25 protein-coding genes and 1 tRNA gene are annotated in these 26,485 nt (G+C 69.1%); 8 read left to right on the top strand and 18 right to left on the bottom strand.

Annotated elements, in window-relative coordinates; all coding sequences use genetic code 11:
- Positions 1–82: 82 nt before the first annotated feature.
- Positions 83–1,126: a M24 family metallopeptidase gene (locus ACIPV5_RS05425; protein WP_400340219.1), complete on the bottom strand. Its 1,044-nt coding sequence runs from the start codon at positions 1,124–1,126 to the stop codon at positions 83–85.
- A gap of 74 nt (positions 1,127–1,200) precedes the next feature.
- On the opposite strand from ACIPV5_RS05425, the gene ACIPV5_RS05420 reads away from it, so the two are divergent.
- From ACIPV5_RS05420 to ACIPV5_RS05405, 4 genes are all read left to right on the top strand, one after another.
- The gene (locus ACIPV5_RS05420) at positions 1,201–2,205 is read left to right on the top strand and encodes a LacI family DNA-binding transcriptional regulator (RefSeq protein WP_400340218.1); all 1,005 of its coding nucleotides are present in this window, start codon (positions 1,201–1,203) and stop codon (positions 2,203–2,205) included.
- An 85-nt stretch (positions 2,206–2,290) separates the two neighbouring features.
- Entirely contained in the window at positions 2,291–3,619 is a 1,329-nt protein-coding gene (locus ACIPV5_RS05415; RefSeq protein WP_400340216.1) for a Gfo/Idh/MocA family protein, read from the top strand.
- Complete coding sequence (locus ACIPV5_RS05410) at positions 3,616–4,512, top strand: NAD-dependent epimerase/dehydratase family protein (protein WP_400340215.1); 897 nt, start codon at positions 3,616–3,618, stop codon at positions 4,510–4,512. Before ACIPV5_RS05415 ends, ACIPV5_RS05410 begins: the two co-directional genes overlap by 4 nt.
- A complete protein-coding gene (locus ACIPV5_RS05405; protein ID WP_400340214.1) occupies positions 4,509–5,612 on the top strand; it encodes a mandelate racemase/muconate lactonizing enzyme family protein in 1,104 nt (367 codons plus the stop codon). Before ACIPV5_RS05410 ends, ACIPV5_RS05405 begins: the two co-directional genes overlap by 4 nt.
- Positions 5,613–5,635: 23 nt before the next feature.
- Here ACIPV5_RS05405 and ACIPV5_RS05400 read toward each other — a convergent pair whose 3' ends face one another.
- Complete coding sequence (locus tag ACIPV5_RS05400) at positions 5,636–7,924, bottom strand: glycoside hydrolase family 3 C-terminal domain-containing protein (RefSeq protein WP_400340212.1); 2,289 nt, start codon at positions 7,922–7,924, stop codon at positions 5,636–5,638.
- 93 nt (positions 7,925–8,017) lie between these two features.
- On the opposite strand from ACIPV5_RS05400, the gene ACIPV5_RS05395 reads away from it, so the two are divergent.
- On the top strand, positions 8,018–8,614 hold the full coding sequence (locus tag ACIPV5_RS05395) for a TetR/AcrR family transcriptional regulator (RefSeq protein WP_400340210.1): 597 nt from the start codon (positions 8,018–8,020) through the stop codon (positions 8,612–8,614).
- Between the two features lie 68 nt (positions 8,615–8,682).
- Here the strand turns inward: ACIPV5_RS05395 and ACIPV5_RS05390 are convergent, their stop codons facing one another.
- The 4 genes from ACIPV5_RS05390 to serS form a co-directional block, all read right to left on the bottom strand.
- The gene (locus ACIPV5_RS05390; protein WP_053098742.1) at positions 8,683–9,936 is read right to left on the bottom strand and encodes an LCP family protein; all 1,254 of its coding nucleotides are present in this window, start codon (positions 9,934–9,936) and stop codon (positions 8,683–8,685) included.
- Positions 9,937–9,986: 50 nt separating this feature from the next.
- Positions 9,987–10,071, bottom strand: a tRNA-Ser gene (locus tag ACIPV5_RS05385).
- A 42-nt stretch (positions 10,072–10,113) separates the two neighbouring features.
- Positions 10,114–10,935 carry an HAD family hydrolase gene (locus ACIPV5_RS05380; RefSeq protein WP_053098741.1) on the bottom strand — a complete coding sequence of 274 codons (822 nt, stop codon included), beginning with the start codon at positions 10,933–10,935 and terminating at the stop codon, positions 10,114–10,116.
- Positions 10,932–12,215 (bottom strand): serine--tRNA ligase, encoded by a 1,284-nt coding sequence (gene serS, locus ACIPV5_RS05375; protein ID WP_053098740.1) that lies wholly within the window; start codon positions 12,213–12,215, stop codon positions 10,932–10,934. The genes ACIPV5_RS05380 and serS overlap by 4 nt, the downstream gene beginning before the upstream one ends.
- A gap of 74 nt (positions 12,216–12,289) precedes the next feature.
- Between serS and ACIPV5_RS05370 the strand changes: the two genes are divergently transcribed.
- The gene (locus ACIPV5_RS05370; protein WP_363519593.1) at positions 12,290–13,288 is read left to right on the top strand and encodes a diacylglycerol kinase family protein; all 999 of its coding nucleotides are present in this window, start codon (positions 12,290–12,292) and stop codon (positions 13,286–13,288) included.
- Between the two features lie 28 nt (positions 13,289–13,316).
- Here the strand turns inward: ACIPV5_RS05370 and ACIPV5_RS05365 are convergent, their stop codons facing one another.
- The 3 genes from ACIPV5_RS05365 to ACIPV5_RS05355 form a co-directional block, all read right to left on the bottom strand.
- Positions 13,317–14,057 (bottom strand): hypothetical protein, encoded by a 741-nt coding sequence (locus ACIPV5_RS05365; protein WP_053098738.1) that lies wholly within the window; start codon positions 14,055–14,057, stop codon positions 13,317–13,319.
- 51 nt (positions 14,058–14,108) lie between these two features.
- The gene (cls, locus tag ACIPV5_RS05360) at positions 14,109–15,569 is read right to left on the bottom strand and encodes a cardiolipin synthase (protein ID WP_053098737.1); all 1,461 of its coding nucleotides are present in this window, start codon (positions 15,567–15,569) and stop codon (positions 14,109–14,111) included.
- Positions 15,570–15,669: 100 nt separating this feature from the next.
- Complete coding sequence (locus ACIPV5_RS05355; RefSeq protein ID WP_171821981.1) at positions 15,670–15,843, bottom strand: hypothetical protein; 174 nt, start codon at positions 15,841–15,843, stop codon at positions 15,670–15,672.
- 120 nt (positions 15,844–15,963) lie between these two features.
- Between ACIPV5_RS05355 and ACIPV5_RS05350 the strand changes: the two genes are divergently transcribed.
- The gene (locus ACIPV5_RS05350) at positions 15,964–17,082 is read left to right on the top strand and encodes a DUF4192 family protein (protein WP_400340208.1); all 1,119 of its coding nucleotides are present in this window, start codon (positions 15,964–15,966) and stop codon (positions 17,080–17,082) included.
- On the opposite strand, the gene lysS is transcribed toward ACIPV5_RS05350, so the two are convergent.
- Positions 17,075–18,601: a lysine--tRNA ligase gene (gene lysS / locus ACIPV5_RS05345; RefSeq protein WP_053098735.1), complete on the bottom strand. Its 1,527-nt coding sequence runs from the start codon at positions 18,599–18,601 to the stop codon at positions 17,075–17,077. The two genes, ACIPV5_RS05350 and lysS, sit on opposite strands and share 8 nt — an antisense overlap.
- Before the next feature lie 80 nt (positions 18,602–18,681).
- On the opposite strand from lysS, the gene ACIPV5_RS05340 reads away from it, so the two are divergent.
- Positions 18,682–20,529 (top strand): DUF2207 domain-containing protein, encoded by a 1,848-nt coding sequence (locus ACIPV5_RS05340; RefSeq protein ID WP_400340206.1) that lies wholly within the window; start codon positions 18,682–18,684, stop codon positions 20,527–20,529.
- Positions 20,530–20,531: 2 nt separating this feature from the next.
- Here the strand turns inward: ACIPV5_RS05340 and ACIPV5_RS05335 are convergent, their stop codons facing one another.
- The 8 genes from ACIPV5_RS05335 to folE are packed head-to-tail and all read right to left on the bottom strand — an operon-like array spanning position 20,532 to position 26,484.
- Entirely contained in the window at positions 20,532–21,236 is a 705-nt protein-coding gene (locus ACIPV5_RS05335; RefSeq protein ID WP_053098733.1) for a DUF2520 domain-containing protein, read from the bottom strand.
- Complete coding sequence (locus ACIPV5_RS05330) at positions 21,229–23,133, bottom strand: PH domain-containing protein (RefSeq protein WP_400340205.1); 1,905 nt, start codon at positions 23,131–23,133, stop codon at positions 21,229–21,231. Before ACIPV5_RS05330 ends, ACIPV5_RS05335 begins: the two co-directional genes overlap by 8 nt.
- Positions 23,130–23,726 carry a PH domain-containing protein gene (locus ACIPV5_RS05325; protein WP_053098732.1) on the bottom strand — a complete coding sequence of 199 codons (597 nt, stop codon included), beginning with the start codon at positions 23,724–23,726 and terminating at the stop codon, positions 23,130–23,132. Before ACIPV5_RS05325 ends, ACIPV5_RS05330 begins: the two co-directional genes overlap by 4 nt.
- On the bottom strand, positions 23,662–24,159 hold the full coding sequence (locus ACIPV5_RS05320) for a DUF3180 domain-containing protein (RefSeq protein ID WP_053098731.1): 498 nt from the start codon (positions 24,157–24,159) through the stop codon (positions 23,662–23,664). Before ACIPV5_RS05320 ends, ACIPV5_RS05325 begins: the two co-directional genes overlap by 65 nt.
- Positions 24,156–24,695 (bottom strand): 2-amino-4-hydroxy-6-hydroxymethyldihydropteridine diphosphokinase, encoded by a 540-nt coding sequence (folK, locus tag ACIPV5_RS05315; protein ID WP_400340203.1) that lies wholly within the window; start codon positions 24,693–24,695, stop codon positions 24,156–24,158. Before folK ends, ACIPV5_RS05320 begins: the two co-directional genes overlap by 4 nt.
- On the bottom strand, positions 24,692–25,084 hold the full coding sequence (gene folB / locus ACIPV5_RS05310) for a dihydroneopterin aldolase (protein WP_400340201.1): 393 nt from the start codon (positions 25,082–25,084) through the stop codon (positions 24,692–24,694). The genes folK and folB overlap by 4 nt, the downstream gene beginning before the upstream one ends.
- A gap of 3 nt (positions 25,085–25,087) precedes the next feature.
- Positions 25,088–25,888 (bottom strand): dihydropteroate synthase, encoded by an 801-nt coding sequence (folP, locus tag ACIPV5_RS05305; protein WP_285365292.1) that lies wholly within the window; start codon positions 25,886–25,888, stop codon positions 25,088–25,090.
- Positions 25,885–26,484, bottom strand: coding sequence for a GTP cyclohydrolase I (folE, locus tag ACIPV5_RS05300; protein ID WP_053098727.1), 600 nt, complete (start codon positions 26,482–26,484; stop codon positions 25,885–25,887). The genes folP and folE overlap by 4 nt, the downstream gene beginning before the upstream one ends.
- Between the last annotated feature and the right edge of the window lies 1 nt (position 26,485).

Raw genomic sequence — 26,485 nt, 5'->3', positions numbered from 1 at the left:
CCTTCCCCGGACCTCGACGGCTCACGTGCATCCGCAACCTGAGCATGCATTTCGGCCCGGAGCCCCGCCATCGAGCCCCCGATCAGGTCCCGTACGCCCTCGAGACCGGCCGGTGCAGCCCCTCGTACTCCACCGACGGCCAGCGCTCATCGACCGTGAGCACCTCCCAGTCGTCATCTGTGCGCAGCAGGGTGTCTTCGACTTTGCGGCCCGGTGCGGTCGGGTTCCAGGCGAACGCCTGATCCTCGACGATCAGATCCGCAGTGGATGCCGTGGCGCGGGGATCGCGACCGGCATACCCGGTCGGTCCGCCCTGGTGGTGGCGCTGCCATTCGTCGGCGTCGAACCCATAGCGGGCGTACGCCGCGATGCCCGCCATGAACGCGTCGTTCAGACGGGCTCCCGGCACTGACGCATCGAGGAGAGCCCGCTCCACGCCCCAGATCGGCTCGTCATCGACGGATGCGCCGACCCAGCGTGTCGCGTTGGCGATGAGCCCGTTCCGACGCCCGCACACGACGATCATCGCCCGCTCTCCGAGCAGCCCGACGGTCGGAAGCGGATGCCGGAACGCAGTCCGATCGGAACCGGCGACCAGCACGACCAGCGGATCGATCCCTCGGGCGAGGAGCTCGGCGGAGACGATCGCGGCGACCGTCCGCTCGCTCTGCTCGGGACCGACGCGGGCGAGCGCATCCGTCAGCGACTCTGCCGTCTCCCGTCCGAGAAGTCGATATCTGGCACGCTCGGCCGGCAGCAGGCGCGCGCGAGCCGCGCGCAGTTCAGCCGCCACATGCGATTCGGCGACGCCGGCCTCCTCAGCCGCGGCGGCAGCGGGTGGGATCCACCACGGCACGCGCACCACGCGCGCGGCATCCTCCGGCAGCAGCTCCTCGGCGATCAGCCGATCGGCCTCGTTCTCGGCGATGAAGAGCACATCGCCCTGCGCCTCCGCCCGCACCGCGAGCACCGGAGGACCCGCGAGCGACACATGCGTGCGCACGCCCTCGAGGTACCACGACAGCGATTCGTGAGAGACGAGCACCACGGGCGCCCCGTCGACCTCTCGGCGCACGCGCGCCAGCCGATCCTGCTTCTCGGCGCGGTCCTCGGATGCTCCAGCCATGAGACCCTCCCTGAAGAACGTTTTCTCGTAGTATGACGACAGCCGCGACCTCTCGCGGACACGAAGGGATGCCGATGGCACGCGAATCGACACGCCCCGGCATCACCGACGTCGCGAAACTCGCCGGTGTCTCGCTGTCGACGGTGTCCCGCGCGATGAACGGCAACCCGACGGTCGATCCGGCGCTCGCCGAGCGCGTGCAGGCAGCCGCTGCGCAGCTCGGCTACACGGCGAACCCCGTCGCACGGAGCCTGGTGCTCGGCCGCACCCAGACCATCGCCGTCGTCATCCCCGACCTCGAGAACCCGACGTTCCAGGCGATCCTGCGTGGCCTCAGCCGCGCGGCGGCGGCCGAGGGTTATCACGTGCTGGTCGCCGACTCGCGTGAGGATCTGGATGAAGAGCAGGCGCTCGCCCGAGCGACCAGGCTGCGCACCGACGGCGTGATCCTCTGCGCCCCTCGAATGCCCGAGGAGGACCTCGGCCGACTGCTGCCGACGCTCTCCCCCGCCGTCGTGATCAACCGCGGCCCGCAGACGAGCACTCCCGTGGTCGGCGCCGACTACGGATCCGGCATGCGCGAGATCGTCGGCCACCTCGCCTCGCTCGGCCACCGCCGGCTCGTCTATCTCGCCGGCGCCACCCGCAGCGTGACGCACAGGGCGCGGCAGGATGCGATCGCGGCGGAGCTCTCCCGGACCGACGGGCTCGAAGTCGAGGAGATCACCGCAGGCGTCGACTTCGACAGCGGCACCGCGGTCGCCGACCAGGTTCTCGCGAGCGGGGCCACCGCAGTGATCGCCTACAACGACCTCGTCGCCATGGGGCTGCTCTCGGCCCTGACCGTGCGCGGCGTCGACGTGCCGGAGCAGCTGTCGATCACGGGTTTCGACGACATCCCCTTCGCCGCCTACACCTCACCCCCGCTCACGACCGTGGCCGTTCCCGCGGTCGAGATCGGCGCAGCCGCATGGGCTGCGATGCACGACCAGCTCACCGGCGGCGATCCCACGGCAGCGCTCACCTTCACGCCGAGCCTGATCGTGCGCGGCAGCACCGCCACCGTGCACACGCCCTGAACCGTCGGCGGTCCCGGGGCCCGACACCTCCCCTGTGCTATCGTCGAGAAAACGTTTCCTGACCGGAGATCGAAGAGAGATCACGATGACGAAGACCCGCTACGCCCTCGCCGGTGCCGGAGCCCGCGCGCAGATGTACGTCGAGGGGATCATCGGCACGCACCGTGACCGCGCCGAGCTCGTGGCGATCATCGAGCCGAACCCGGTGCGGGCCGGGCACTACGCCGACCGCATCGCGGAGGTCGGCGCGCCGGCGCCCCGCCTCGCCACCCCCGACGAGCTCGAGCAGGTGATCAGCGACGAGCGGGTCGACCGGGTCATCATCTGCTCCCGCGACGACCTCCACGCCGAGCTGATCGTCCGGTCGCTCGAAGCGGGCGCCGACGTCGTCGTCGAGAAGCCGCTCACGATCGACGCGGCGAGCGCCGCCCGCATCGAAGACGCCGTCGAGCGCACCGGTCGCCAGGTCGTGCTGACGTTCAACTACCGCTACTCGCCCCGCAACAGCGCACTGCGCCAGGTGATCCAGGACGGCACGATCGGCGACGTCACGTCCGTGGACTTCTCGTGGATGCTCGACACGAACCACGGCGCCGACTACTTCCGCCGCTGGCACCGCGAGAAGAAGAACTCGGGCGGTCTGCTCGTGCACAAGTCGAGCCACCACTTCGACCTCGTCAACTGGTGGATCCGCTCACAGCCGACCCGCGTCTTCGCGTCCGGCGGCCTGCGTTTCTACGGAGCCGAGAACGCGGCCGGCCGTGGCCTCGGCGAGCGACCGGCGCGAGGCACCCACGACGACGGCGACCTGTTCGAACTCGACCTGCGCACCGATGAGCGTCTCACCGCGCTCTACCTCGACGCCGAGGAGCACGACGGGTACCGGCGCGATCTCGACGTGTTCAGCGAAGGCATCACGATCGAGGACAACCTCGCACTCGTCGTCGACTATGCGTCCGGCGCGACGATGTCGTACTCGTTGAACGCGCACTCCCCCTGGGAGGGCTACCGCGTCGCCGTCAACGGCACCCTCGGCCGGGTCGAGCTCGAGGTGGTCGAGCGCGGCGCCGTGCTCGCGGCCGAGGGACTGCACCCGCACATCGACCCCAGCCTCTCCGGCGGCCACGGCACGACCGCACTGCGCCCTGAGAGCGAGCGTCTGATCGTGCAGCGCCACTGGGAAGAGGCCTACGAGGTGCCGATCGACGGCGGCGACGGAGGCCACGGCGGTGGAGACGAGCTGCTGCTGTCCGATGTCTTCGAGGGCCCCGGGGACGACCCCCTCGCGCGTCCGGCCGACTGGACCGACGGCATCCGCTCGATCGCTGTGGGCATCGCGGGCAACCGCTCACTCGAGACGGGCCTTCCCGTGACGGTCGACGAGCTCGGGATCGCCCTGCTGGCGCGGCCATGAGGATCATCGTCACCGGCGGTTCGGGCAGACTCGGACGCACCCTGGTGACGGGCCTCGCAGATGCCGGGCACGAGATCGTCTCGATCGACCGGGAGCCGAGCGCGGCCCTCGACCGGGACGGGATCACGCAGGCGTCCCTCGACCTGACGGACGCGGATGCCACGGCATCCGCTCTCGCCGCGACGTCGGCGGATGCACTGATCCATCTCGCGGCGATCGCGGTGCCCTTCAGCGCACCCGAGGACGTGATCATCCGCACGAACGCGGCTCTCGCCCAGTCGGTGCTGGGCGGAGCCGTACGGGCCGGCATCCACCGCGTCGTCGCGGCGTCGAGTCCCACCGTGGTCGGCTATGGCGCACCTCGCGGCTGGACCCCTGAGCGCCTCCCCCTGGACGAGACGTCGCCGACCGAGCCCTGGAACGCCTACGCCCTGTCGAAACTGCTCATCGAGCAGACCGTCGACATGCTGCGGCGTCAGGCCGGCGACGACGTGCGCTTCGCCTCCTTCCGCCCCTGCTACGTGATCGCCCCGGAGGAGTGGGCCGGCGCTCTCACCCAGCAGGGCCACACCGTTCTCGATCGTCTCGACGATCCGGCGCTCTCCGCGCCGGCGCTCTTCAACTATGTCGACGCCCGCGACGTCGCAGCCTTCACCGACACCCTCCTCGCCGCGCTCGACCACATGCCGAACGGCGAGAGATTCTTCGTGGGAGCCGACGATGCCCTCGCCCGCCGCCCGCTGAGCGAGCTGCTGCCCGAGTTCCACCCCGGCACCGAGCACGCGGCCGCGGCGCTGACCGGCACTTCCCCCGCCTTCTCGTCCGACAAGGCCGCCCGACTCCTCGGCTGGCGCCCGTCCCGCACCTGGCGTGCAGAGCTGGCACTGCTGTGACCACGATCCGGAGCCTGTCGACTCGTCTGCAGAGGGTGCCGCTGACTCGTCCGTGGGCTGCCGACGTCACCTCCGTCGGCGTGATCGCGACTCATGTCGTGCGCTCCGACGGTGGCGAGGGATGGGGCTTCTCGTGGAGTCCGCAGATCGGCGCGCCGGCCGTGCAGGCGCTGCTCGAGCATGACATCGCTCCCGCCGCGGTCGGCCGCTCCGCCACGCCCGCCGAGAGCTGGCAGGGGATGTGGGAGCACCTGCACGAAGCCGGAGGCGGGGGGATCACGACGATCGCACTCGCCGGTCTGGACCTGGCGCTGTGGGATGCGGAGGCGAGGTCGACCGGCGTCTCGGTGTCGGAGTCGATCGGCCGCCGCCGCGAACGGGTGCGCGCCTACGGCTCAGGCGTGAACCTGCACTACTCGCTCGACGAACTGCTCGCCCAGGTGCAGCGCTGGATCGATGCGGGGTTCGAGGCGGTCAAGATCAAGGTCGGAAAGCCCGACATCGCCGAGGACGCCGATCGCGTCGCCGCCGTCCGCGAGCTGCTCGGCCCTGATCGGGGGCTGATGATCGACGCGAACCAGCGGTGGGTTCTGGCGCGGGCGACCGCATCCGTCGAGGTCCTGTCGCGCTTCGACCTCGCCTGGATCGAAGAGCCCCTGCGCGCCGATGACCTCGACGGACATAAGGAACTCGCACGGCGCATCGACGTGCCTATCGCGCTCGGCGAGAATCTGCACACCGCGCACCGTTTCGGCGACTTCCTGCGCGCGGGTGCGGCGCAGATCCTGCAGCCCAACATCGTGCGGGTCGGCGGGATCACGCCGTTCCTCCGCATCGCCGAGCTGGTCGCCGCGCACGGTGCGACCCTGCACCCGCACCTTCTGCCCGAGCTCTCGGGTCAGCTCGCGCTGACTCTGCCCGACACCGGCCACGAGGTCCTGGTCGAAGACGTCGAAGACGCCGGCTTCGGTGCACTGGGAGCTCTCGCCGACCCCTCGCCGGTGACGATCGCCGACGGCCACCTCACCGAGAACCCGCACCACGGCCTCGGGCTCCGCTTCGCTCCCCTGCTCGACGACGGGGCCCGCCTCGGCGCCTGAGTTCTCGGCGCCGAGGCGTGCGGTCAGGCCTGCGGCAGCGCGCCGGCGTTCGCTCCGGCGAGCAGCTCCTCGACCTGCTCGTGCGTCACGTCCACCCCCGGGAATCCGATGAGGCGGCCGATCGGGAACGACGCCATCATCTTCTCCATGGCCTCGTCGTTGGGCATCATCGATGCCGCCGACGGATCGGCGCCGCTCAGTTCGCCCAGGAAGCCGCCGAGCGCGCCCATCATGATCGGCCCCGCGACGGGGTGCGCCATCACATCGCCGATCGAGGAGTTCATGGTGAGGGGCAGCGAGACCACATCACCCGCCACCTCGACGGTCGCGGTGGAGCGGATGTCGCGGCTCGATGCCGCGACATCGATGCGGTACTCGCCGGGCTCGACGATCCAGCGGTCGACGCGGACGTCCCAGTAGGCGAGGTCCTCGCGACGGATGACCAGCTCGACCGTCCGGGTCTCGCCCGCGGCGATCGCCACCGAGGCGAAGGCCTTGAGCTCGCGAGGCGCGCGCTGGACGACCGAGGACACCGGAGCGGCGTACACCTGCACGATCTCGCGGCCGTCGCGGGTTCCGGTGTTGGTCACGTCGACGCGCACGGCGATGTCACCGTTCTCGGCCGCTTCGACCGTTGCCTCGCCGTACGAGAAGGCCGTGTACGAGAGCCCGTGGCCGAACGGGAACGTGACATCGAGTCCCTTGGCGTCGTACCAGCGGTAGCCGACCAGCACTCCCTCGCCGTAGCGGACATGACCGAACTCGCCGGGGAAGCTGCCGAACGACGGGTTGTCCTCCACACGCACCGGCACCGTCTCGGTGAGCTTGCCCGACGGGTTCACGGCGCCGTAGAGCACGTCGGCGACCGCTCCGCCGCCCGCCTGTCCGAGCAGCCAGGTCTCGACGATCGCGGGCACCCGGTCGGCGAAGGGCAGCGCGACGACGCCACCGTTCGAGAGCACGACGACCGTCGCGGGATTCGCCTCGATCACGGCGTCGAGCACCGCCAGCTGAGCCGCCGGAAGGTCGATGTGCTCGCGGTCGAAGCCCTCCGACTCCTCTGCGGCGGGGAGGCCGAGGAACACGACCGCGACATCCGCTGCGGACGCGGCGGCGACCGCCTCCGCGCGCAGGTCGTCAGCGGAGCGACCGGATGCGGCGGTGTCGCCGCCTTCCACGGCGAAGCCCGGCGCATATGCGACGTCGTCCCCACCGATCGCGCGCAGCTCGTCCAGCGCCTTGTCGACCCTGGTCGGGTTGATGAGCGACGATCCTGCTCCCTGGAATCGCGGCTCGGTGGCGAAGGCGCCGATGACCGCGATGCGCTGCTCGGGGGCGAGCGGCAGCAGGTCTCCGTCGTTCTTGAGCAGCACGATCGAGCGACCGGCCGCCTCCCTGGCGAGCGCATGGTGCGCGTCGACGTCGAGCGGGCCGGAGACGGCCGGACGCCGCTGCGCCTTGCGGACCAGATCGATCGCGCGGTCGGCCGCTGTGTCCAGCACGCTCTCGGCGAGCTCGCCGGCGCGCACGGCAGCGACGATCTGCGCATCCGTCCGACCTCCCGACGACGGCATCTCGAGATCGAGGCCGGCGGCGACGCCCGCCACACGATCGTTCACGGCGCCCCAGTCCGACACGACGAGGCCGTCGAAGCCCCAGTCGTCGCGGAGCACCTGGGTGAGCAGCCAGGGGTCCTCCGATGCGTAGACGCCGTTGATGCGGTTGTACGAGCACATGACCGTCCATGGCTGAGCGTCCTTGACCACGCGCTCGAAGCCACGCAGGTAGATCTCGTGCAGCGGTCGCGGGTCGACGTCGGAGCTCGCCCGCATCCGGTCGAACTCCTGGTTGTTCGCGGCGAAGTGCTTCAGCGACGTGCCGACGCCCTGCGACTGCACACCGCGCACCGAGGCGGCACCCAGGGTTCCCGAGACGATCGGGTCTTCGGAGAAGTACTCGAAGTTGCGGCCGCACAGCGGCGACCGCTTGATGTTGATGCCGGGGCCCAGCACGATCGCGACGTCTTCGATGGCCGCCTCGACTCCGATGGCGGCTCCGACCCGCTCGATGAGCTCGGGGTCGAACGACGATCCGATGCCGACGGCCGGTGGGAAGCACGTCGCCGGCACGCTGCTCGAGAGGCCGAGGTGGTCGGTTCCCCCCGACTGCTTGCGCAGGCCGTGCGGCCCGTCGGTCATCATGATCGACGGCAGACCGACGCGATCGATGGCCTTCGTGGTCCAGAAGTCCGCGCCGCTCGTGAGCGACGCCTTCTCCTCGAGGGTGAGATCGGATGCCGAGGTGTCGGTCATGGTCTTCCTTTCGCGCGCGACAACGGTGTCTTGCGAAAACTATATGCCAGTAAGTATTGGATCTCAAACGTTGTTCAGGATTACTCTCGAGGAATGGCACGACGAGGTTCATACGCGAAGGGCGTCGCCAGGCGCGAGGAAATCCTCGAGAGCGCTCTCGATGTGATCGGCCGCAAGGGGTATCAGAACGCCTCACTCAAGCAGATAGCCGAACTCGTCGGCGTCACCCCGGCCGCCCTGCTGCACTACTTCGGCAGCAAGGAGGAGCTGTTCACCGAGGTGCTGCGCACGCGCGACGAACACGACGGGATGGCGCCGCAGACCTCGAACCCCGAAGACGCGAAGTCCGCGTTCGTCGACGTCATCCGCCACAACACCGAGGTCCCGGGCGTCGTGGAGCTGTTCTCCCGACTCTCGGTCGATGCCGTCGACCCCGCGCATCCCGCGCATCAGTACTTCCTCGAGCGCAGCGAGCGACTCCGTGAGAGCATCACCGACGCCTTCGCCCACGATGCCGGCCGTCGAGCCACTCTCGATCCGGACACCATGGCGCGCGTGATCCAGGCGGTCGCCGACGGACTCCAACTGCAGTGGATGATCGATCGCTCGGTCGACATGCCCGGCATCATCAGCGCTCTGATGGATGTGCTCTACCCGCCGACCGATCAGCCCGACGCGCAACAGGGCTGAATGCGGAGAACCGCCCCTCGCGCTGTAGGCGAGGGGCGGTTCTCCATGACGGTCAGCTCGTCAGCTCGTCAGCGCACGTTCCCGTTCGAGCAGGTCTGCTGTGCGGCCGAGTTGCCCTTGATCGTGTCGGGCAGCGCCACCACGTTCTCGGGTGCGGCCGAGGGGTCCGGCGTCGCCGCCTCCGCTCCCGGCTCCGCCGGTGCCTGCGTTCCCGGGTCCGTGACGACGACGCCGTCGTTCTCGGTGTTCTGATGCGTGACCTGCAGCTGAGCGTTCTGGTTGATCGCGTCCCACATGGCCTCTGCTGACGTCTTGTCCGGCACGACGCGGTTGGGGTCGTCCGGGTCCGTGAAGGTCGGGTACTGCAGGAAGACGATGTCCTCGAAGGGCACGGACTTCACCGCGAGCGCGATCTGCACGATCTTCATCGGGTCGGCCAGCGACGTGCTCGCCTCGACGTTGTCGAGACCGGTCGTCGCCAGCTTCAGCATCATCGGCACGTTGCCGAGCGTCTCGCCGCTGATGAGCGTGCGCGCGAGGCTCGACATGTACTGCTGCTGGTTGCCGATGCGGCCGAGGTCGCTTCCGTCGCCGACTCCGTGTCGGGTCCGCAGGAACTGCAGCGCGGTGATGCCCTCGATCACATGGTTTCCGGCTGCGAGGTCGAGGCCCGTGTACCGGTCCTTGATCGGGGAGGCGAGGCACACCTCGACGCCGCCGATCGCGTTGGTGATCTCGATCACGCCGCCGAAGGTGACCGAGGCCGCGAACTGGATGTCCTGACCGGAGAGGTCGGAGACCGTCTTCGCGACGCAGTTGAGTCCTCCGTCGGTGTAGGCGACGTTGATCTGCTGCTTGTTCATCGCGGAGTGCACCTCGCCCTCTGCGTCCTCGCACTCGGGGATCGGGACCATCATGTCGCGCGGAAGGCTGACGACGGTGATCCGGCGCGGCTCCTCCGACACATGCATGAGGAGGTTCACGTCGTTGAGGGTGCCTTCGGAGTCCGCGCCCGTGCAGCGGTCGCCGAAGTACTGCGCGTACGCCTCTTCGCACGTGTCGACACCGGTGAGCAGCAGATTGAATCCGCCCTTGTACTCACTGATGTCGGGCGGCAGCTCCTCGGTGCTGTCGAGTTCGACAGCGTTGGCCGAGACGGTGCTCGAGAGGTCGTAGACGATGTAGGAGACGACGCCGAAGCCGCTCACCAGGACGACGGCGAGACCGATCGCGATGAACTTGAGCAGTTGGCTGAGGGGGCCCGGCGTGTGGAGCTGACCGTGGCGCGCGATGGTGCGGCGGCGTCGCGTGGTGGGACTCACTCGGGGCCTTTCGGTTCAGCGTACGGCGCGGAGGCACCGTCCCTGGAATGCGGAGGGTGTGGGATTCGAACCCACGAGACATCTCTGCCCACTGGTTTTCAAGACCAGCTCCATCGGCCACTCGGACAACCCTCCCGACAGACGAATCTGCCGACAAGCCGTGAGTCTAGCCGAGTTCTATTCTCCCGCGCTGACCTGGGCGGCCGCTGGAAGCGTGTTCAGCGCCATCGCGAGACCGCCGTCCTCGACGTCGCCGGTCACCTCGCCCGCGGCATCCTTCACCTCTGTCGGCGCCTGCCCCATGGCGACCGCCCGGCCGTCGAGACCCAGCGCCCAGCCGAACATGCCGATGTCGTTGCGCCCGTCGCCGGCCACGAAGACGTGCCCGCGCTCGAAGCCGAGCTCGGTGCGCACGCGCTCCAGCGCCGTGCCCTTGTCCACTCCCTGCGGTGCGATGTCGAGCCAGGCCGTCCAGCCGATCGCGTAGGAGACCTCATTCAGCCCGGCGTCCGCGACGAGGCGGTGGAAGTCCTCCTCATCGTGCCCGGGAGAGACGACGACGACACGGGACACCGGTTCGGCGACGAGCTCTTCGAAGCCGACCTGCCGTCCGCCGTCGAGCGTCCAGTCGTCCAGGTGCTCGGTGTAGAGCCGCAGCCCTGACCCGAGCTCGACCATGTAGCGGGCTTCCGGGAGCCGCTCGCGCAGCAGAGCGAGCACAGGAGACGGATCGAACGTCTCGATGTGCCACCGCTCCCAGTCGTCTCCCACACGGCGCATGGTCACCGCACCGTTCGAGCACACCACGAAATCGGCGGTCAGCTCGAGCTGCTCGACATAGCGACGCGTCGCCATCCAGCTGCGTCCGGTGGCGATCGTGACCACATGGCCGGCGTCTCGCAGGCGCGCGACCGCCTCGGGAACACCGGGACTCATCGTCTCGTCCTGCAGGATTATCGTGCCGTCGACGTCGAGCCCGACGAGCCAGGGAGCTGTCACGCGGTCGGCTCCAGAACCTCGAGCCCACCGAGGTACGGGCGCAGCACCTCCGGCACGCGGACCGATCCGTCGGCCTGCTGGTGCGTCTCGAGCAGCGCGACGATCCATCGGGTCGTCGCGAGGGTGCCGTTGAGGGTGGCGACCGGCTGCGTCTTCGCGGTCTGCCCCTCCTGAGCCTCGGGTCGGTGGCGGATGTCGAGACGACGCGCCTGATACGTCGTGCAGTTCGAGGTGGAGGTGAGCTCGCGGAACGCTCCCTGCGTCGGGACCCACGCCTCGATGTCGTACTTGCGTGCGGCGCTGGAGCCCAGGTCGCCGGCGGCGACGTCGATCACGCGGTAGGCGAGACCGAGCGAGGTCAGCATCTCCTCCTGCAGCGCGACGAGGCGCAGGTGCTCGGCCTCGGCGTCCTCCGGGTTGGTGTAGACGAACATCTCGAGCTTGTTGAACTGGTGCACCCGGATGATGCCGCGGGTGTCCTTGCCATGGGAGCCCGCCTCGCGGCGGTAGCAGGTCGACCATCCGGCGTACCGCAGCGCGCCTTTGCCGAGGTCGAGGATCTCGTCCTTGTGGTATCCGGCGAGTGCGACCTCGCTGGTGCCGACGAGGTAGAGGTCGTCGTCCTTGTCCAGGTGATACACCTCGTCGGCGTGCTCGCCGAGGAATCCGGTGCCCTGCATGATCTCGGGCCGCACCAGGGTGGGCGTGATCAGCGGGATGAAGTCGTTCTGCAGCGCCTTGTCGAGGGCGAGGTTCATGAGCGCGATCTCGAGCCGCGCTCCGATCCCGCGCAGGAAGTAGAAGCGGGCGCCCGACACCTTCGCGCCGCGCTCCATGTCGATCGCGCCGAGGATCTCGCCGAGCTCGAGGTGGTCTCGCGGCTCGAAGTCGAATGCGGGGACCTCGCCCACGCGTCGCAACTCGACGAAGTCCGCCTCGCCGCCCGCGGGGACGCCGTCGACGACGACGTTCTCGATGCGTGCGAGAGCCACCGCCAGGGCGTCTGCCGCCTCGTTCGCGGCCTGCTGCGCCTGCTTGACGCGCTCGGCGAGGTCTTTGACCTGAGCGACGAGCGCCGCCTTCTCCTCCTTGGGAGCCTTCGCCACCAGCTTGCCGAAGGCGTTCTGCTCGGCGCGCAGCTCTTCGAACGCGGCGAGCGCCGCTCGGCGCGATCGGTCAGCCTCGAGCGCGGTGTCGACGGTGCCCTGGTCGTTGCCACGGGCGGCCTGAGAGCGGCGGACGATCTCCGGATTTTCGCGGAGGAGTGCGAGGTCGATCATCCATCAAGTCTATGGTGCGGCCCGGGCGCGTCCGCCGCGTCCGGGCGGGCCGACGCCCGGGCTAGAGTAGCGCCATGACCACGAGCGCCACCGGCCGACGCCAGGCAGCGCTCGTCTACAACCCGATCAAGGTCGACGGGAAGCAGCTGCGGGCGCGAGTCCGCGCTCTCTCGCACGAGGCCGGGTGGGAGCATCCGGCCTTCTATCCGACCACGATCGAGGATCCAGGTCAGGGTGCGACGGCCGAGGCCCTCGCACGCGGCGTGGATGTCGTGCTGGTGGCCGGCGGAGACGGCACGGTACGCGCTGTCTCCGAGGCCATCGCGAACACCGGGGTGCCGCTCGCGATCCTGCCGAGCGGCACGGGCAACCTGCTGGCGCGCAATCTCGGACTCCCGCTGGCCGACCCCGACGAGATGATCCGCGCGGCGCTGGGCGAATTCCGCCACGCGATCGACATCGGCTGGGCGCGTCTGACGAGAGAGAGCGGGGAAGACGAGGAGCACGCCTACGTCGTGCTCGCCGGCGTCGGGCTGGATGCCGACATGATCGCCAACACGCGCCCGGACCTCAAGAAGTCGGTCGGCTGGATCGCGTACGTCGACGGCGCGGCGAGGTCGCTCGTGAGCGCCGAGCCGTTCCGATCCGTGTTCCAGATCGACGACGGCCGCCTGCACTCGACGAAGGTGCACAGCATCCTGTTCGCCAATTGCGGGACCCTGCCTGCGGGAATCGCGCTGATCCCCGACGCCTCCATCACCGACGGCGTCCTCGACGTCGCCGTGATCCAGCCGACCGGCGTCTGGGGCTGGCTCGGCGTGTGGCGCAAGATCTGGTGGGACAACTCGGTGCTGCGACGCTCGCGCGCCGGCCGTCGCGTGCTCGAGCGACGGGGCCGGGACGCATCGGTGCACTACTTCCGCGGAGCCGTCGCCGAAGCCGCGGTGACGTCTCCCACCCCGATCGAGCTCGACGGCGACGAGTTCGGGACAGCGGTGCGCGTCACGTGCCGGGTCGATCCCGGGGCTCTTCTGCTGGCGCTCCCCGCCGATCACCCGGTCGCATCGCTCTGATCCACCGGGGCGCGCACTTCTTACAGCGTCAGCTGCGCACCTCGACCGTGCCGTCGAGGTTCCCGCCGACGAGCGTGAGGGTGAAGGCGTCATCATCGACGGCGTCCTCGCCGAATTCCAGGATCGTCGCGCGCGGTGCCATGTCCATGGTGCACACCTGATCGTCGTCGGTCGTGAAGGTCGCGGTGCCCGATGCACCAGATCCCTCGAGGCTCTCGACCACCGGGGGGCAGCCTGACGAGCCCCACGTGAGCAGCACCAGCGAGCCGTCATCGAACCAGCCGGCACTCGGCGCGTACTCCGTCGATGAGCCGGGGGTGCCGGTGAACGACGGGTCGCCGTCGAGCTCGACGTCGTCGACCATGTCGCCGTACGTCACCTGCAGAGTGATCTCCTTCGTCGGGTCGACTCCCTCGGGCAGTGCGCCGATGCTCGCGCGGGAGGCCAGGTCAGCGGTGCACGCCTTCTCGCCGTCCGTCTCTGACTCCGGCTCGACCAGCGTCACCGATACCGTCTGCCCCTCGGCCGTCACCGCGTCGACCTGGGGAATGCACGTCGAGGAGCCCCACGTCACCACGGCGAACATGCGGCCGTCGTCGAGCAGCGTGCCTTCGACGTCGTCCGAATCGTCGGTGCTCTGCCCGGGCCCGCTCGACGGGTTCGAGGTCGCCTGCGATCCTGTGGCCCCGGGGCCGATCGTGCACCCCGCGATCAGCAGCAGAGCGGCCAGGGACGAGAGAGCGGCGACGACACGCGACGGGGAAGCCATGCACACAGGGTACCGGCCGCGGTCTGCCGAAAGCACCCCCCTATCGGCGCCCTATTGCAGCGCCGAGGTGAGACGGGCGAGGTTGTCGAGGACCGTCGACCGGAGCGGCTGCTGCATCCACTCCTCGAGAGTGAGCTCCCGGCTGAGCGAGCGGTAGACGTCTTCGACCGCGCGCATCTCGAGGACGAACTCCTCGCCGCGGACGAGCATCGACACCTCGAGGTTCAGACCGAACGAGCGCATGTCCATGTTGCTCGAGCCGATCACGGCGACCTGGTCGTCGATGGTCAGACTCTTCGTGTGCAGGATGTACGGCTTGCGATACATCCAGATCCGCACCCCGGCCTTCAGCAGCGCCTCGTAGTAGCTGCGCTGGGCGTGGTACACCATCGCCTGGTCGCCCTCTTCGGAGACGAACAGCTCGACCGCGACCCCCCGGTCGACCGCTGCGGTGACCGCGAGCAGCAGCGCTTCATCCGGCACGAAGTACGGGCTGACGATCATGATCTTCTCTTTGGCCGCGTAGAGCAGCCCGAGGAACAGACGCAGGTTGTTCTCGACCTCGAACCCCGGTCCCGACGGCACGACCTGGCAGTCGAGGTCGCCCGAGCCGGCCTCGGCGTGCGAGATGTCGATCTCCTGCAGAACCTCGTCGGTCTCGCTGTACCAGTCGCTGAGGAAGATGGCGTTCACGCTCAGCACGACCGGCCCGTCGATGCGGACCATGAGGTCGACCCAGTGCAGACCCCGCTTGATGTTCTTGGGAAGGTTGTAGGTCGAGTCGGTGACGTTCTGGGAGCCGAGGAACGCGACCTTGCCGTCGACCACGAGGAGCTTGCGGTGGTTGCGCAGGTCGGGCCGCTGCATGCGTCCCTTCAGCGGCTGCACCGGCAGCATCAGGTGCCAGTTCGCGCCCATCCGATTGAGCCTGGCGACGGTCTTCCGGTACTTCGGCTTCCACCTGTTCGCCCAGTGGTCCAGCAGCACGCGGACATGCACGCCGCGTTCTGCCACCTCTTCCATCGCGCGGAAGAAGTTGTCCGTCGACGCATCGGACTGGAGGATGTAGAACTCGATGTGGACGTAGTCCTGGGCCTTGCGGATCTCGTCGGCCATCGCGTCGAGCGAGTCCTGATAGTCCGCGATCAGATGCGCGCCGTTGTCGCCGGAGATCGGCAGCGCTCCGAGACGGTGGTTCATCTCGACGAGCGGGGGGAACCAGCTCGGCGCATTCGGGCGCAGGGTGCCGAAGTGGAGGTGCTCGCTCGTCTCGGCGATGTACTCGTTGATCTGATCCTGCTTGCGACGCCGCGCTCGCGGCAGCCGTGGATTTCCGATGAGCAGGAAGAGGAACACTCCGACGAACGGGATGAAGAAGACCGCGAGCAGCCAGGCCATCGCCGCCGTGGGACGCCGGTTGCGCGGGATGATGATGATCGCCGTGATGCGGATGGTCAGGTCGAGGGCGATCAGGAACGCCGCGGTCCACCAAGCCCAGATCTCGGGCGTCATCCCTCGTCCTCTCGGCCGCTCGGCACTTCGACGCCGGGCGCTTCAGTGGGCACCGATGACGGTGCGCTGGCTACACAGTAGCCGATGGTTCCGACGCCGCTCAGGAGCGCGGCGGCAGACCGCGTGCGGCCCGCTCCTCGGCTTCGATCCGTGCGTGCACCTTGCGTTCGGTGCGATCGAACCGCAGGATTCCGCGGAGCACGAAGAAGAACACGACGCTCACCCCGATGGTCGGGATGAGCGACCATGCGGCTGCGAGCCAGAAGTTCTCCATGGCTCCATGGTACGCGACTCACTACCCCACTGCTCCTCCACACTCGGGCGCAGAAGGGGGATAGACCATCTGCACTGTGGAGACCGACCGCGAGCGTGCTCGTGCGATGAGACTCGCCGGATGACAACACTGCTCCGCGCTTCCGGCTCCGCTGAGTTCCTCAGCATCGTCCCCTCTCTCGCAGGCTTCACTCCGACTGAGAGCCTCGTCCTGCTGCCGTTCCGTGGCACACGCACGTACGGCGCGATGCGACTCGACCTCCCCCGCAGCCACGACGACCTCGCCGACTACGCGGATGCCGCGGTCGGCCTCGTCTCGCGAGTCGAGCGGACGGATGCGGTCGCCCTCGTGGTCTATACGGATGACACCGTGCAGCGCACACGCGACGGGCTGGTGCTCCCCTTCGCTGTCGAGGTCGATGAAGTGCTGGGTCGGGCGGAGGACGCCGGACTGCGTATCGTCGACGCGCTCTGCGTGACCCCCGACGGGTGGTCGAGCTACCTCGACGGCGATCCGCAGGTCCGCCGTCTCGACCGCCTCGCACCAGAGGTGCCGGGCGTCGGTGACGTCTCCGGGGACCAGCTGTCCGGTGCTGCTCTTCCTGCAGTCGGCTTCGCCGACAAGGAGCGGGTGGGGCGCGCACTGCGTGACGTCGGCGGTCTCCTCGAACGAGGTGGCACACCTGGGGCGACGGGCACGGAGAACCCTCAGGCGATCGCGGCGCTCGTGCTCCTCGAGGACATCCCGGCCTTCTTCGAGTCCGTTCTGGCATCCCCGGACGATCTGCCGCCGTTCGCCACCGCGGCCCTCCTCTGGTGCCTCGATCGCCCGCTCTTCCGAGACGTGGCGCTGACCCAATGGGCGACCGATACGCGCGGCGGCGAGCGCACGCTCCAGGCGCAGCTCGACTTCGCGGGCGCGACGACCAGGGTGCCCGACGACCTGGGCGATGTCTTCCTCGGCCGGGGACCCACTCCTGATCCGCAGCGACTCGCAGTCGCCCTCTCACTCGTCCGCACGGCTGCCGCTCTCGCCCCGCCTGCCGCGAGACCCGCTCCGCTCACCGCTGCGGCATGGCTCTCGTGGGCACTCGGCCGCTCGAGCCATGCCGCGCAGTACCTCGATCTCGTGCGGGCGATCGATCCCGAGTACGGTCTCGCCGCGCTGCTCGCGTCGATGATCGACGCGGCGATGCTGCCGGAGTGGGCGTTCAGACGCGGCGCGACGCCCGCTATTTGACGAGGGGGAAGAGGATGGTCTCGCGGATGCCGAGCCCGGTGATCGCCATCAGCAGGCGATCGATGCCCATGCCCATGCCGCCGGACGGCGGCATGCCGTGCTCGAGCGCCCGCAGGAACTCCTCATCGACCGGCATCGCCTCGACGTCACCGCGGGCGGCGAGCTTCGCCTGCTCGACGAAGCGCTCGCGCTGGATGACGGGGTCGACGAGCTCGGAGTATCCGGTCGCCAGCTCGAACCCGCGGATGTACAGATCCCACTTCTCCACGACGCCCTCGATCGAGCGGTGCTCGCGAACGAGGGGCGAGGTGTCGACGGGGAAGTCCATGACGAAGGTCGGGCGCACGAGGTCGCCCTTCACGAAGTGCTCCCACAGCTCTTCGACGAGCTTGCCGTGCGTGGCCTGAGCGGGCAGGTCCACGCCGTTCGCCTCGGCGAAGGCGATCAGGTCCTCGACCGGATCGCTCGGGGTGATCGTGCGACCGGATGCCGCCGACAGCGACTCGTACATCGAGATGCGATCCCATTCGCCACCGAGGTCGTACTCGGTGCCGTCCGCCCAGGTGACCGTGGTCGAACCGGCGACCGCGATCGCCGCCTGCTGCACCAGCTCCTGCGTCAGCGCGGCCATCTGGTTGTAGTCGCCATAGGCCTGATAGGCCTCGAGCATCGCGAACTCGGGGCTGTGGGTCGAGTCTGCGCCCTCGTTGCGGAAGTTGCGGTTGATCTCGTACACCCGCTCGATGCCGCCGACCACGGCACGTTTCAGGTACAGCTCGGGCGCGATCCGCAGGTAGAGCTCCGTGTCGAACGCGTTCGAATGGGTGACGAACGGGCGAGCGGACGCTCCACCGTGCTGCACCTGCAGCATCGGGGTCTCGACCTCGAGGTAGTCGTGGCTGCCGAACGTCGCTCGGAGGCTCGCGTTCACCGCCGCACGAGCGCGGACCGTCGTGCGCGCCTGTTCGCGGACGATCAGGTCGAGGTATCGGCTGCGGACCCGGCCCTCTTCGCTGAGCTCCGAGTACGCATTCGGCAGCGGCAGGATCGCCTTCGAGGCGATCGCCCACCCGTCGGCCATGATCGACAGCTCGCCGCGGCGGCTGGAGATCACCTCGCCGTGCACGAAGACGTGATCCCCGAGGTCGACGTACTCCTTCCAATCGGCGAGCGACTGCTCCCCGACGTTCGCGAGCGAGATCATCGCCTGGATCCGCGAGCCGTCGCCGGCCTGCAGCGTCGCGAAGCACAGCTTGCCGGTGTTGCGACTGAACACCACACGACCCGCGACTCCAACGACGACGCCCGTCTCGGCACCCGCCTCGAGCTCGCCGTACTCGGCGCGCAGCGCCGGGATCTGGTGAGTCACCGGCACGCTGACAGGGAACGCTCCCCCGCCGGCATCCGCGCGGTTCGCGACCAGACGCTCGCGCTTCGCCAGGCGCACGGCCTTCTGCTCGTGGACGTCTTCTTCGGTGGCGGCGGTGGTCGTCTCGGGCGCGGCAGACGCGTCAGTCATTCGGGGCTCCTTGAAAGTCGTGTCCAGTTTACCGAGGTCCGACCCCTCACCCTGCGGTCGAGTCTGGGTAGCCTCGAAGCATGGCAGCCACCAGACTCGCCCGCACGCTCGTCACGATCGGTCTCACCGCCGCTGCACTGCTCGTGCCCACGACACCGGCAGCTGCAGCTGCAGCAGCAGCGGGACCCGCACCTGCCGCCGGCGCCTCGACCGCGATCCGCGCCGACGTGGACGACTTCTCCTACGCATCGTGGGATGCACGGTACGAGGTGGGTCTCGACGACGACGGCCGCTCGCACATGCACGTCACCGAGTCCCTCACGGCTCGATTCCCCGAGGTCGATCAGAACAAGGGGATCGTCCGCGGCCTTCCGACGAGCTACGAGAACGCGTGGCTCGATGTGCGAGTGCTGTCGGTGACCGACGAGACCGGGGCCGACGTGCCCTACGAGACCGAGCAGGAGGACGGGCTGCTGCTGGTGCTCACCGGCGACGACGACTACGTGCGCGGACTCACGACCTACGTGATCGAATACGAGATGCGCGACGTGATCCTGGCGGCAGACTCCGGAGTCGACGAGTTCTACTGGGACCTCCTTCCTCTCGACAGCACGCAGCCCGTCGAGGACTTCCGTGCGGAGATCGTGTTCGACGAGACGATGACGGATCGGTTGACCGGAAACGCCCGCTGCTACACCGGCTACCAGGGATCGACGAACGAGTGCGACCTCGTCGCGTCGCCCGACGGCGCGCAGTTCGCTGTCGAGGCGAAAGAGCTCTCCCCCGGCGAGGGGATCACGGTCGCCGTCGGATTCGACCCCGGCACCGCTGTGCAGCCGTCGGCTCGGCAGCCCGATCCCGTGACCGACACCGTTCCCGCGATCGCGGCACTGGGCGGGCTCGGGCTCTCGGTCGGAAGCTGGATCGCCGTGTCGGCGTTCAAGAAGAAGCGACGCACATCCAGCGGCATCATCGTCGCGCAGTACGACGTGCCGGATTCGCTGCCGCCACTGCTGGCCGCCGGGATCGTGCCCGGCGCCAAAGACCCGATCCCCGCGGAGATCATCCACCTCGCGGTACGCGGCCTGCTGCGCATCGAGGAGGGCACCGACGTCGAGCAGCCACGGCTGCGACGCCTTCCGGGTGGGAGGATTCCTGACGAGCTCGACGCCCAGGCACTGGATGCGCTCTTCGTCGGCGCCGACGCCGCAGGAGTCGCCGAGGTTCCGAGTTCGAGCGAGGACTTCGCGGCCCGCATGAAGACGCTGTCGCAGAGCGGCATCGAGGCAGCGGTGTCACGCGGCCTCACCACCAAGGCGCGCAGCAGGGGCGCGATGATCCTGCAGTGGTGTGCGATCGGCGTCGTGCTCGCAGGCTTCGCCCTCGGCCTCTGGGGGATCATCGGCGGACGTGTCACAGCGATTCCTGCGTTCGTCGCGATCGCGTTCGGTGTCTTCCTCGTTCTCCTGTCCTCCTTCTACGGCTTCTCGAAGCACACCGTCCTCACCGCCGAAGGCGCCCGACTGTACGAATACCTCATGGGCGTCAGGGAGTTCATCCGCGTCGCCGAAGCCGACCGACTCCGGATGCTCCAGTCGTACACGGGCGCCGAGAGGCGACAGGACGGCAGCGCGAACGTGATCGTCGTCTACGAGCGCCTGCTCCCCTACGCGATGCTGTTCGGCATGGAGAACGAATGGGGCGCCATTCTCGAGCAGGTGTACGCCTACGAGCAACGAGGCGCGTCGTGGATCGGGGATCCCAGCGCGCCCTTCGTCCGCGGTCAGCTCGTGGCGTTCGCTGCGACGTCGCACGCGTCCGCGACGTACGCGGCACCGAGTGCGAGCTCGTCGTCGAGCGCAGGCGGATCGTTCGGCGGCGGCTTCTCCGGCGGAGGCGGTGGAGGCGGCTTCTCGGGCGGTCGCTGACGTCAGAGCAGAGGGGGCGGCCCTGACGCATCGCGGAGCGCCCGTTCGACCGTCGACTGCACCAGGGCGGAGAGGTATCCCCCCGGGTTCTCGACGCCGAGTTCACCGAGGCGCGAGGTGGACTGCGCGATGATCGAGCGTGAGAACTCGGTGACGGTCTGGATCGCGTCGGCGTAGGCCTCCCGATCCGCCTCCGAGATCACGACCGGCTCGCATCCCATCTCGACCGCCAGAGCCTGTGCGATGGGAAGCACCGCCGCCGGAGCGGTGACCGCCGCATAGCTCGCCTGCAGCTGACGCAGATCGATCGACGTGCCCGTGAAGGTGATCGCCGGATGCACGGCGAGCGGGATCGCACCGCTCGAGGCCGCCGGTCGCAGCACCTCGATGCCGTGACCGGGGTCCGTGTGCAGCACGAGCTGGCCGAGCTGCCAGCCTCCGACCTCGGCGATGCCCGCGATCAGGCCCGCCAGCTGATCGTGAGGAACGGCCACCACGACCAGCTCGCTGCGACGCACGACCTCCAGCGCATCGAGGATCGGGACGTCCGGCAGCACCGCTGACGCACGGTCGTCGTCAGAGCCGCTCGTGATGCCGATGATCGCGTGTCCTGCTCCGGCGAGAGCCGCGCCGATGACCGGCCCCACTCGTCCCGCGCCGATGATGCCGACTCCGAGGCGCCCATCGCGGCGCGTCGGATCACTCACCGTTCGGAGCCGGCGCTGCGGGCGGGGCCGGAGGTACGGGCGGAGCGACAGGCGGAGCCGGTGGCGCGACAGGCGGAGCCGGCGGCGCGACAGGCGGGGCCGGCTGCACGACAGGCGGAGCCGGAGGAGGCAGCGGGGCCCCGGAGACGCCTGCAGCGGCATCCGCCCCGGGGACCGGGTACCCGGGAACCTGCGCTCCCTCGGCATCCGTCACGTATTCGCCCCACCGGTGGGTGTGATCGCGCGCGGCGGCGGCGACCGCTGCCGAGCTCACCCTGTCGAGCAGGTACAGCGCGTCATCGCGTTCGAGACCCGACAGATAGCCCGTGATGAGCCCCTGCACGGAGTGCACCTGCGCACCGGACACACGCTGCGCACGGTCGATCGGCCCCTGCGAGAGCGACACTCCCTGCAGCCGGGCGAGCGGGAAGATCGCCAGCTTGCGCCAGACGATGCCACGCCGGAGCAGGAGTCCGAACTCGGTCAACGCGAAGCCGTGACGCTTCCACGACACGGGCCTGCGCCACCATGCGCGCCGAGGCATCGTCCGGTACGGGTCGCCCTCGACCGGTCCGAGAATGCCGTGCTCCCACACGAGCGGGATGTCGGCGACCGGAGCATCGGGAAGGATCAGCGCGAGCACGCGTTCGACATCGGCGCGCTTGCCGACCGGCAGCACGACGCTGAACTGCTGGGCCGAACCCGACGACTGCTGAGCGGCGCTCTTGCCGCTCATGCGGTTGATCCTGATGGTCCACCAGCCGAACGGCCGCCACAGCAGCGACTGCGTGACCTCCACGGCGAAGATGCGTCCAGGCGGCAGCGTCTCGGTCACGGTCGTCAGCAGACCGTACGTGATCCGCACGCCGTCGGGCGTCGGGGCGATCGAGTAGCGCAGCGACTTCGAGATCTGCGCCCAGGTGATTCCGACGATCGCGATGATCATGGGGATCGCGATGCCCAGCGTGATCCCGAGACCGAGGAACCCGCCGATGGGGTCTCCGTCGATCAGCGAGCCGATCGCGACGCCGCCGACCGCGACGCCGAAGATGATCCCGAAGAAGATGAGCCAGAGGACGCTCGAGATGAGCTGGGAGCCGACGAGACGCCCCGTCGGGATCTTCACCACACTCTCGGGCTCGACGTCGCCGAGGTCGACGCCGCTGATCAGATCGTTGACGCCGGCGTTCATCGATCCGACGAGTTGTGCCCGTGCCGAATCGGGCGCGACCGTCCCCGAGCCTGCGGCGTCAGAGGAGCGCACGCCGGCCGCGGCGTCCGCAGCTGTGAGTCTGGCTGCGCGCGCACCCGAGGCGAGGCGCAGGATGTCGGTGCGCACCGCCTCTGCGCGCGGAGTCGCGAGGTACTCGAGCTCGACGTTGGAATCGGTGCCGGCACCGACGACCTCGAGCTTCGCGAGTCCGATGATGCGCGCGGGGAACGGACGGGTGAGGTTGACGCCCTGCACCCGGTCGAGCGGAGCGCGACGGTGCGAGCGGAAGACGATGCCCTTGCGGACCTCGACGTGGTCCCCCGTGATCCGGAACTGCTGGAAGCGCCAGACGAACCAGAAGATGAGCACGAGGACGACGACCAGTCCGAGCACGCTGAGCAGCACGATGACGATGAGGTTGTTCTGCAGCACCCAGTCGACGGGATCCCCGCCGCTGTAGTCGTACTGCGCCTCTTCGGGGGTGAAGAGGTCGACGAACCAGGCGATCAGACGGTCGCGAAGGTTGGCGATCGCGATGCCCGCGATGATGATGAGGGCCAGCCCGCCCTTGAAGAGCGGGGTGAGCGGATGCATCCGATGCCACTCGCCGTCGGCGAGGGTCTCGCGCCCGGTGGCCGCGCTGGGCCGCTCTCCCGTCGGTGCCGGCGGCTGGTGCTCGCTCACAGGCCCGTCCGGCGAGTCTCGGCGACCTCGATCAGGGTGTCCCGCAGCGCTTCTGCCGCCGTCTGGGTGAGACCGGGGATCTGCACTCCGGTCGTCGCAGCGGCGGTGACCATCTTCAGCTGGGAGATGCCGAACGCGCGGTCCAGCGGCCCCTGGGTGATGTCGACGAGCTGCATGCGTCCGTAGGGCACGGCGATCATGCGCTGCCAGAGGATGCCCTTGCGGAAGACGATGTCGTCTTCGCGGAGCATGTATCCGATGGCCCTCGCCTGCCTCGGCAGGATGACCATGGTGATCAGCGTGATGAGCACGACGACACCCGCCGGGATCCACGCCCAGGTCTGATGCAGCACGAGCGCGAGAACCGCCGCGACCGCGAGGACGACGGCGATGAAGATCAGGTTCTGCACGTTCTGCGAGACCACGTAGCGAGGGGAGATCTGATGCCAGGTCCCGTCGAGCTCGAGTCTCGCCTCGCTGCGCGCGGTGCGCAGCTGCGGGTACGTGCCCTGGTCGAGGGCCGCGCGGTCAGTGACCTCCGCCGAGTTCAGCGGGGCCGGGATCCCCGGCTCGATCTCTGGGTTCTGAGTCATCAGGATCCTTCGGAAGTATGCAGAACTGTTCGGCGATGAGCGCGGCGACGGCCAGCACGACCGCGCTTCCGATCAGTGCCAGCATCGCCACAGTCGACCCTACCGGGGGATCGATCGGCCGGGAGAGGAGGAACGCCAAGAGGCCCGCTCCGAACCCCGCCATGATCGCCCCGACGAGACTGGACGCGCGGGCCAGCGTCACCGCGCGCGTCGCACGGAACGGATCGATGCGGACGCCGTTGCGAACACTCGCGCGCACGGGCCAGGCGACGCCCAGCGAGGCTGCGCCGATGAGCAGGAGCAGCACGGGCAGCAGCAACGACGGCGTGAAGGTCGTGCGGCCCATCGCCGTCAGCATGTGGTCGAGGACGAAGCCCCCGCCGGCGGCGAGCACGGCGAGGAGCACGAGGAGTCCGATCGAGGTGCGCTTCATCGCTGCTCCCGGCGTCGCAGATCCGCGACGAGGTCGGCGACCCGACCCGCACCGGGAAGCACTGCGTCGCGATCGAGTTCGAGCCACGGCTCGAGGACGAACAACCTCTCGAACGCACGGGGATGCGGCAGCTGCAGTCCGTCACCCTCCGCCGACTCGTCACCGTAGGCGATCAGGTCGAGGTCGAGTGTCCGATCGCCCCATCTCTCCAGGCGCTCGCGGCCGTACTCGTCTTCGATCGCGTGCAGCATGCCGAGCAGGATCGACGGAGCGAGGCGGGTGGTGACCAGGGCGACCGCGTTCACATACCCCGGGGCCTCGGGATCCGGCCCGTCGAGCCGCAGCGCGACGGTTTCGATCAACGAGGACAACCGCACGTCTCTGACCAGCGGCAGTCGCGAGATGCGCTCGGCGGCGGCGCGGATCGTGCCTTCGCGATCACCGAGATTCGCGCCGAAGGCGACGACCGCGACGGCATCCTCGCGCCCGGGTCGCGGGCCGGGGAGACTCGGCGGGTTCGCCAGATTGCGACTCATCGCGACTCCTCCTCGGCCAACTGCTGTCGCGCCCGGTGCACGGTGACGGCGACGTCCGAGAAGGTCAGGGCGATCGGAGCATGCGGCTTGTGCACCGTGACGGTGACGGAGTGCACCCGGGCGTCGGCGAGCGCGACAGCCGCGATGCGATCGGCGAGCGTCTCGATGAGGTTCACCGGCTCGCCCGCGACGACCTCTGCGACTCTCTCGGCGAGCTCTCCGTAGTGCACCGTGTCGGCCACGTCGTCCGATGACGCCGCATCGTCCAGCGGCATCCGCAGGCGCAGATCGATCGTGAACTCCTGACCGTTCTCCCGCTCGTGGTCGTACACGCCGTGCCGACCGAACACGGTCAGTCCGGTGAGGACGATCTCGTCGAGGACATCCATGGTTCATCCCTCCCAGGCATGCACGATGGCCAGAGCATCGCGGGTGGCACCGACATCGTGGACTCTGACGGCCCAGACTCCGGCGCGGGCGGCGAGGGCGCTCGTGACCGCTGTCGCGAGGTCGCGACGCGCCTCGGACACCGCCGCAGGGTCGGCGCCGATGGTCTCCGCGAGGAACCTCTTCCGGGAGGTGCCCACGAGCACGCGTGGCCCCAGCGCGACGATCTCGTCGAGGCCGCGGAGGACGCCCCAGTTCTGGCCGCCCTTCTTCGAGAATCCGATCCCCGGGTCGACGATCAGGCGCGACGGCGCGATTCCCGCAGCCGCGGCCTCGCCCATGCGCTCGCGCAGCTCTCCCGCGACCTCGCGGGCGGCACGACGATACTCGGCGTGCTCGTACATGTCAGCGGAGAAACCACGCCAGTGGCCGATCGCATAGTCCGCGCCGGACTCGGCGACGGCAGCCAGCATGTCGGGGTCGGCGAGCCCGCCGGAGACGTCGTTGACGATCCGAGCGCCCGCTCGGACGGCCGCCGCCGCAGTCGACGCGTTGATGGTGTCGATGCTCACAGGCGCGCCCTCAGCGACGAGTCGCTCGATCACGGGGAGCACGCGCTCCTGCTCGATCTCCGCCCCCACGCGCTCGGCTCCCGGCCTCGTCGACTCGCCGCCGACGTCGAGCACGGTGGCTCCCTCGGTCCGCAGCCGCAGGCCGTGTTCGACGGCCCGATCCACGTCGAGATACCGACCGCCGTCGCTGAACGAGTCGGGCGTGACGTTGACGATCCCCCAGATCCCCGTCATGCGTGCCCCGCGCTCGGGGCGCCGATAAGCGCGATGAGCTCCGCCCTCGCGATCGGGTCCGTGTACTCGCCGCGGGCGGCGATGGTCAGCGTGGACGCCTCCGGCTGCCGTCCTCCGCGCATCGTCACACAGCCGTGGCTGGCATCCAGCACGACGAGCACTCCGCGGGTGTCGAGGTGCTCCGCGATGGTGTCGGCGATCTGCTCGCCGAGTCGTTCCTGCACCTGGGGGCGGGTGGCGAGGATCTCGACGACGCGCACGAGCGCGCCCAGCCCGACCACCTGCTCGCCCGGAAGGTAGGCGATGTGCGCGCGCCCCGCGAACGGCAGCAGGTGGTGCTCGCACACCGACCGGAATCGGATGTCCCGCAGCAGCACGGCACCCGAGGGGAGCGTGTCGGGTGCGGGACCCCGGGCGACGCTGATCGTGTGCGCGAGAGGCGCTGCGGGGTCCTCGCCGACCCCGGCGAAGAACTCCGCATACAGATCGCCCATCCGCGTCGGCGTCTGCTTCAGCCCGGGACGGTCAGGGTCTTCGCCGATCGCCTCGAGCAGTTCCCTGGTGAGTCGCTCGACACGCGCGCGGTCGACAGACACG

The sequence above is a fragment of the Microbacterium sp. NPDC090014 genome (assembly GCF_044748285.1).
In the GTDB taxonomy this organism is placed as follows: Bacteria; Actinomycetota; Actinomycetes; order Actinomycetales; family Microbacteriaceae; genus Microbacterium.
Note: the sequence above shows the minus strand (reverse complement) of the source record. Positions and strands in the feature narration are given on the sequence as shown.

Excerpts from the sequence above, each read along its gene's own strand:
- ACIPV5_RS05425 (WP_400340219.1), bottom strand. The coding sequence starts at position 1,126 with ATGGCTGGAGCATCCGAGGACCGCGCCGAGAAGCAGGATCGGCTGGCG.
- ACIPV5_RS05420 (WP_400340218.1), top strand. The coding sequence starts at position 1,201 with ATGGCACGCGAATCGACACGCCCCGGCATCACCGACGTCGCGAAACTC.
- ACIPV5_RS05415 (WP_400340216.1), top strand. The coding sequence starts at position 2,291 with ATGACGAAGACCCGCTACGCCCTCGCCGGTGCCGGAGCCCGCGCGCAG.
- ACIPV5_RS05410 (WP_400340215.1), top strand. The coding sequence starts at position 3,616 with ATGAGGATCATCGTCACCGGCGGTTCGGGCAGACTCGGACGCACCCTG.
- ACIPV5_RS05400 (WP_400340212.1), bottom strand. The coding sequence starts at position 7,924 with ATGACCGACACCTCGGCATCCGATCTCACCCTCGAGGAGAAGGCGTCG.
- ACIPV5_RS05395 (WP_400340210.1), top strand. The coding sequence starts at position 8,018 with ATGGCACGACGAGGTTCATACGCGAAGGGCGTCGCCAGGCGCGAGGAA.
- serS (WP_053098740.1), bottom strand. The coding sequence starts at position 12,215 with ATGATCGACCTCGCACTCCTCCGCGAAAATCCGGAGATCGTCCGCCGC.
- ACIPV5_RS05370 (WP_363519593.1), top strand. The coding sequence starts at position 12,290 with ATGACCACGAGCGCCACCGGCCGACGCCAGGCAGCGCTCGTCTACAAC.
- ACIPV5_RS05365 (WP_053098738.1), bottom strand. The coding sequence starts at position 14,057 with ATGGCTTCCCCGTCGCGTGTCGTCGCCGCTCTCTCGTCCCTGGCCGCT.
- cls (WP_053098737.1), bottom strand. The coding sequence starts at position 15,569 with ATGACGCCCGAGATCTGGGCTTGGTGGACCGCGGCGTTCCTGATCGCC.
- ACIPV5_RS05355 (WP_171821981.1), bottom strand. The coding sequence starts at position 15,843 with ATGGAGAACTTCTGGCTCGCAGCCGCATGGTCGCTCATCCCGACCATC.
- ACIPV5_RS05350 (WP_400340208.1), top strand. The coding sequence starts at position 15,964 with ATGACAACACTGCTCCGCGCTTCCGGCTCCGCTGAGTTCCTCAGCATC.
- lysS (WP_053098735.1), bottom strand. The coding sequence starts at position 18,601 with ATGACTGACGCGTCTGCCGCGCCCGAGACGACCACCGCCGCCACCGAA.
- ACIPV5_RS05340 (WP_400340206.1), top strand. The coding sequence starts at position 18,682 with ATGGCAGCCACCAGACTCGCCCGCACGCTCGTCACGATCGGTCTCACC.
- ACIPV5_RS05325 (WP_053098732.1), bottom strand. The coding sequence starts at position 23,726 with ATGACTCAGAACCCAGAGATCGAGCCGGGGATCCCGGCCCCGCTGAAC.
- ACIPV5_RS05320 (WP_053098731.1), bottom strand. The coding sequence starts at position 24,159 with ATGAAGCGCACCTCGATCGGACTCCTCGTGCTCCTCGCCGTGCTCGCC.
- folK (WP_400340203.1), bottom strand. The coding sequence starts at position 24,695 with ATGAGTCGCAATCTGGCGAACCCGCCGAGTCTCCCCGGCCCGCGACCC.
- folB (WP_400340201.1), bottom strand. The coding sequence starts at position 25,084 with ATGGATGTCCTCGACGAGATCGTCCTCACCGGACTGACCGTGTTCGGT.
- folP (WP_285365292.1), bottom strand. The coding sequence starts at position 25,888 with ATGACGGGGATCTGGGGGATCGTCAACGTCACGCCCGACTCGTTCAGC.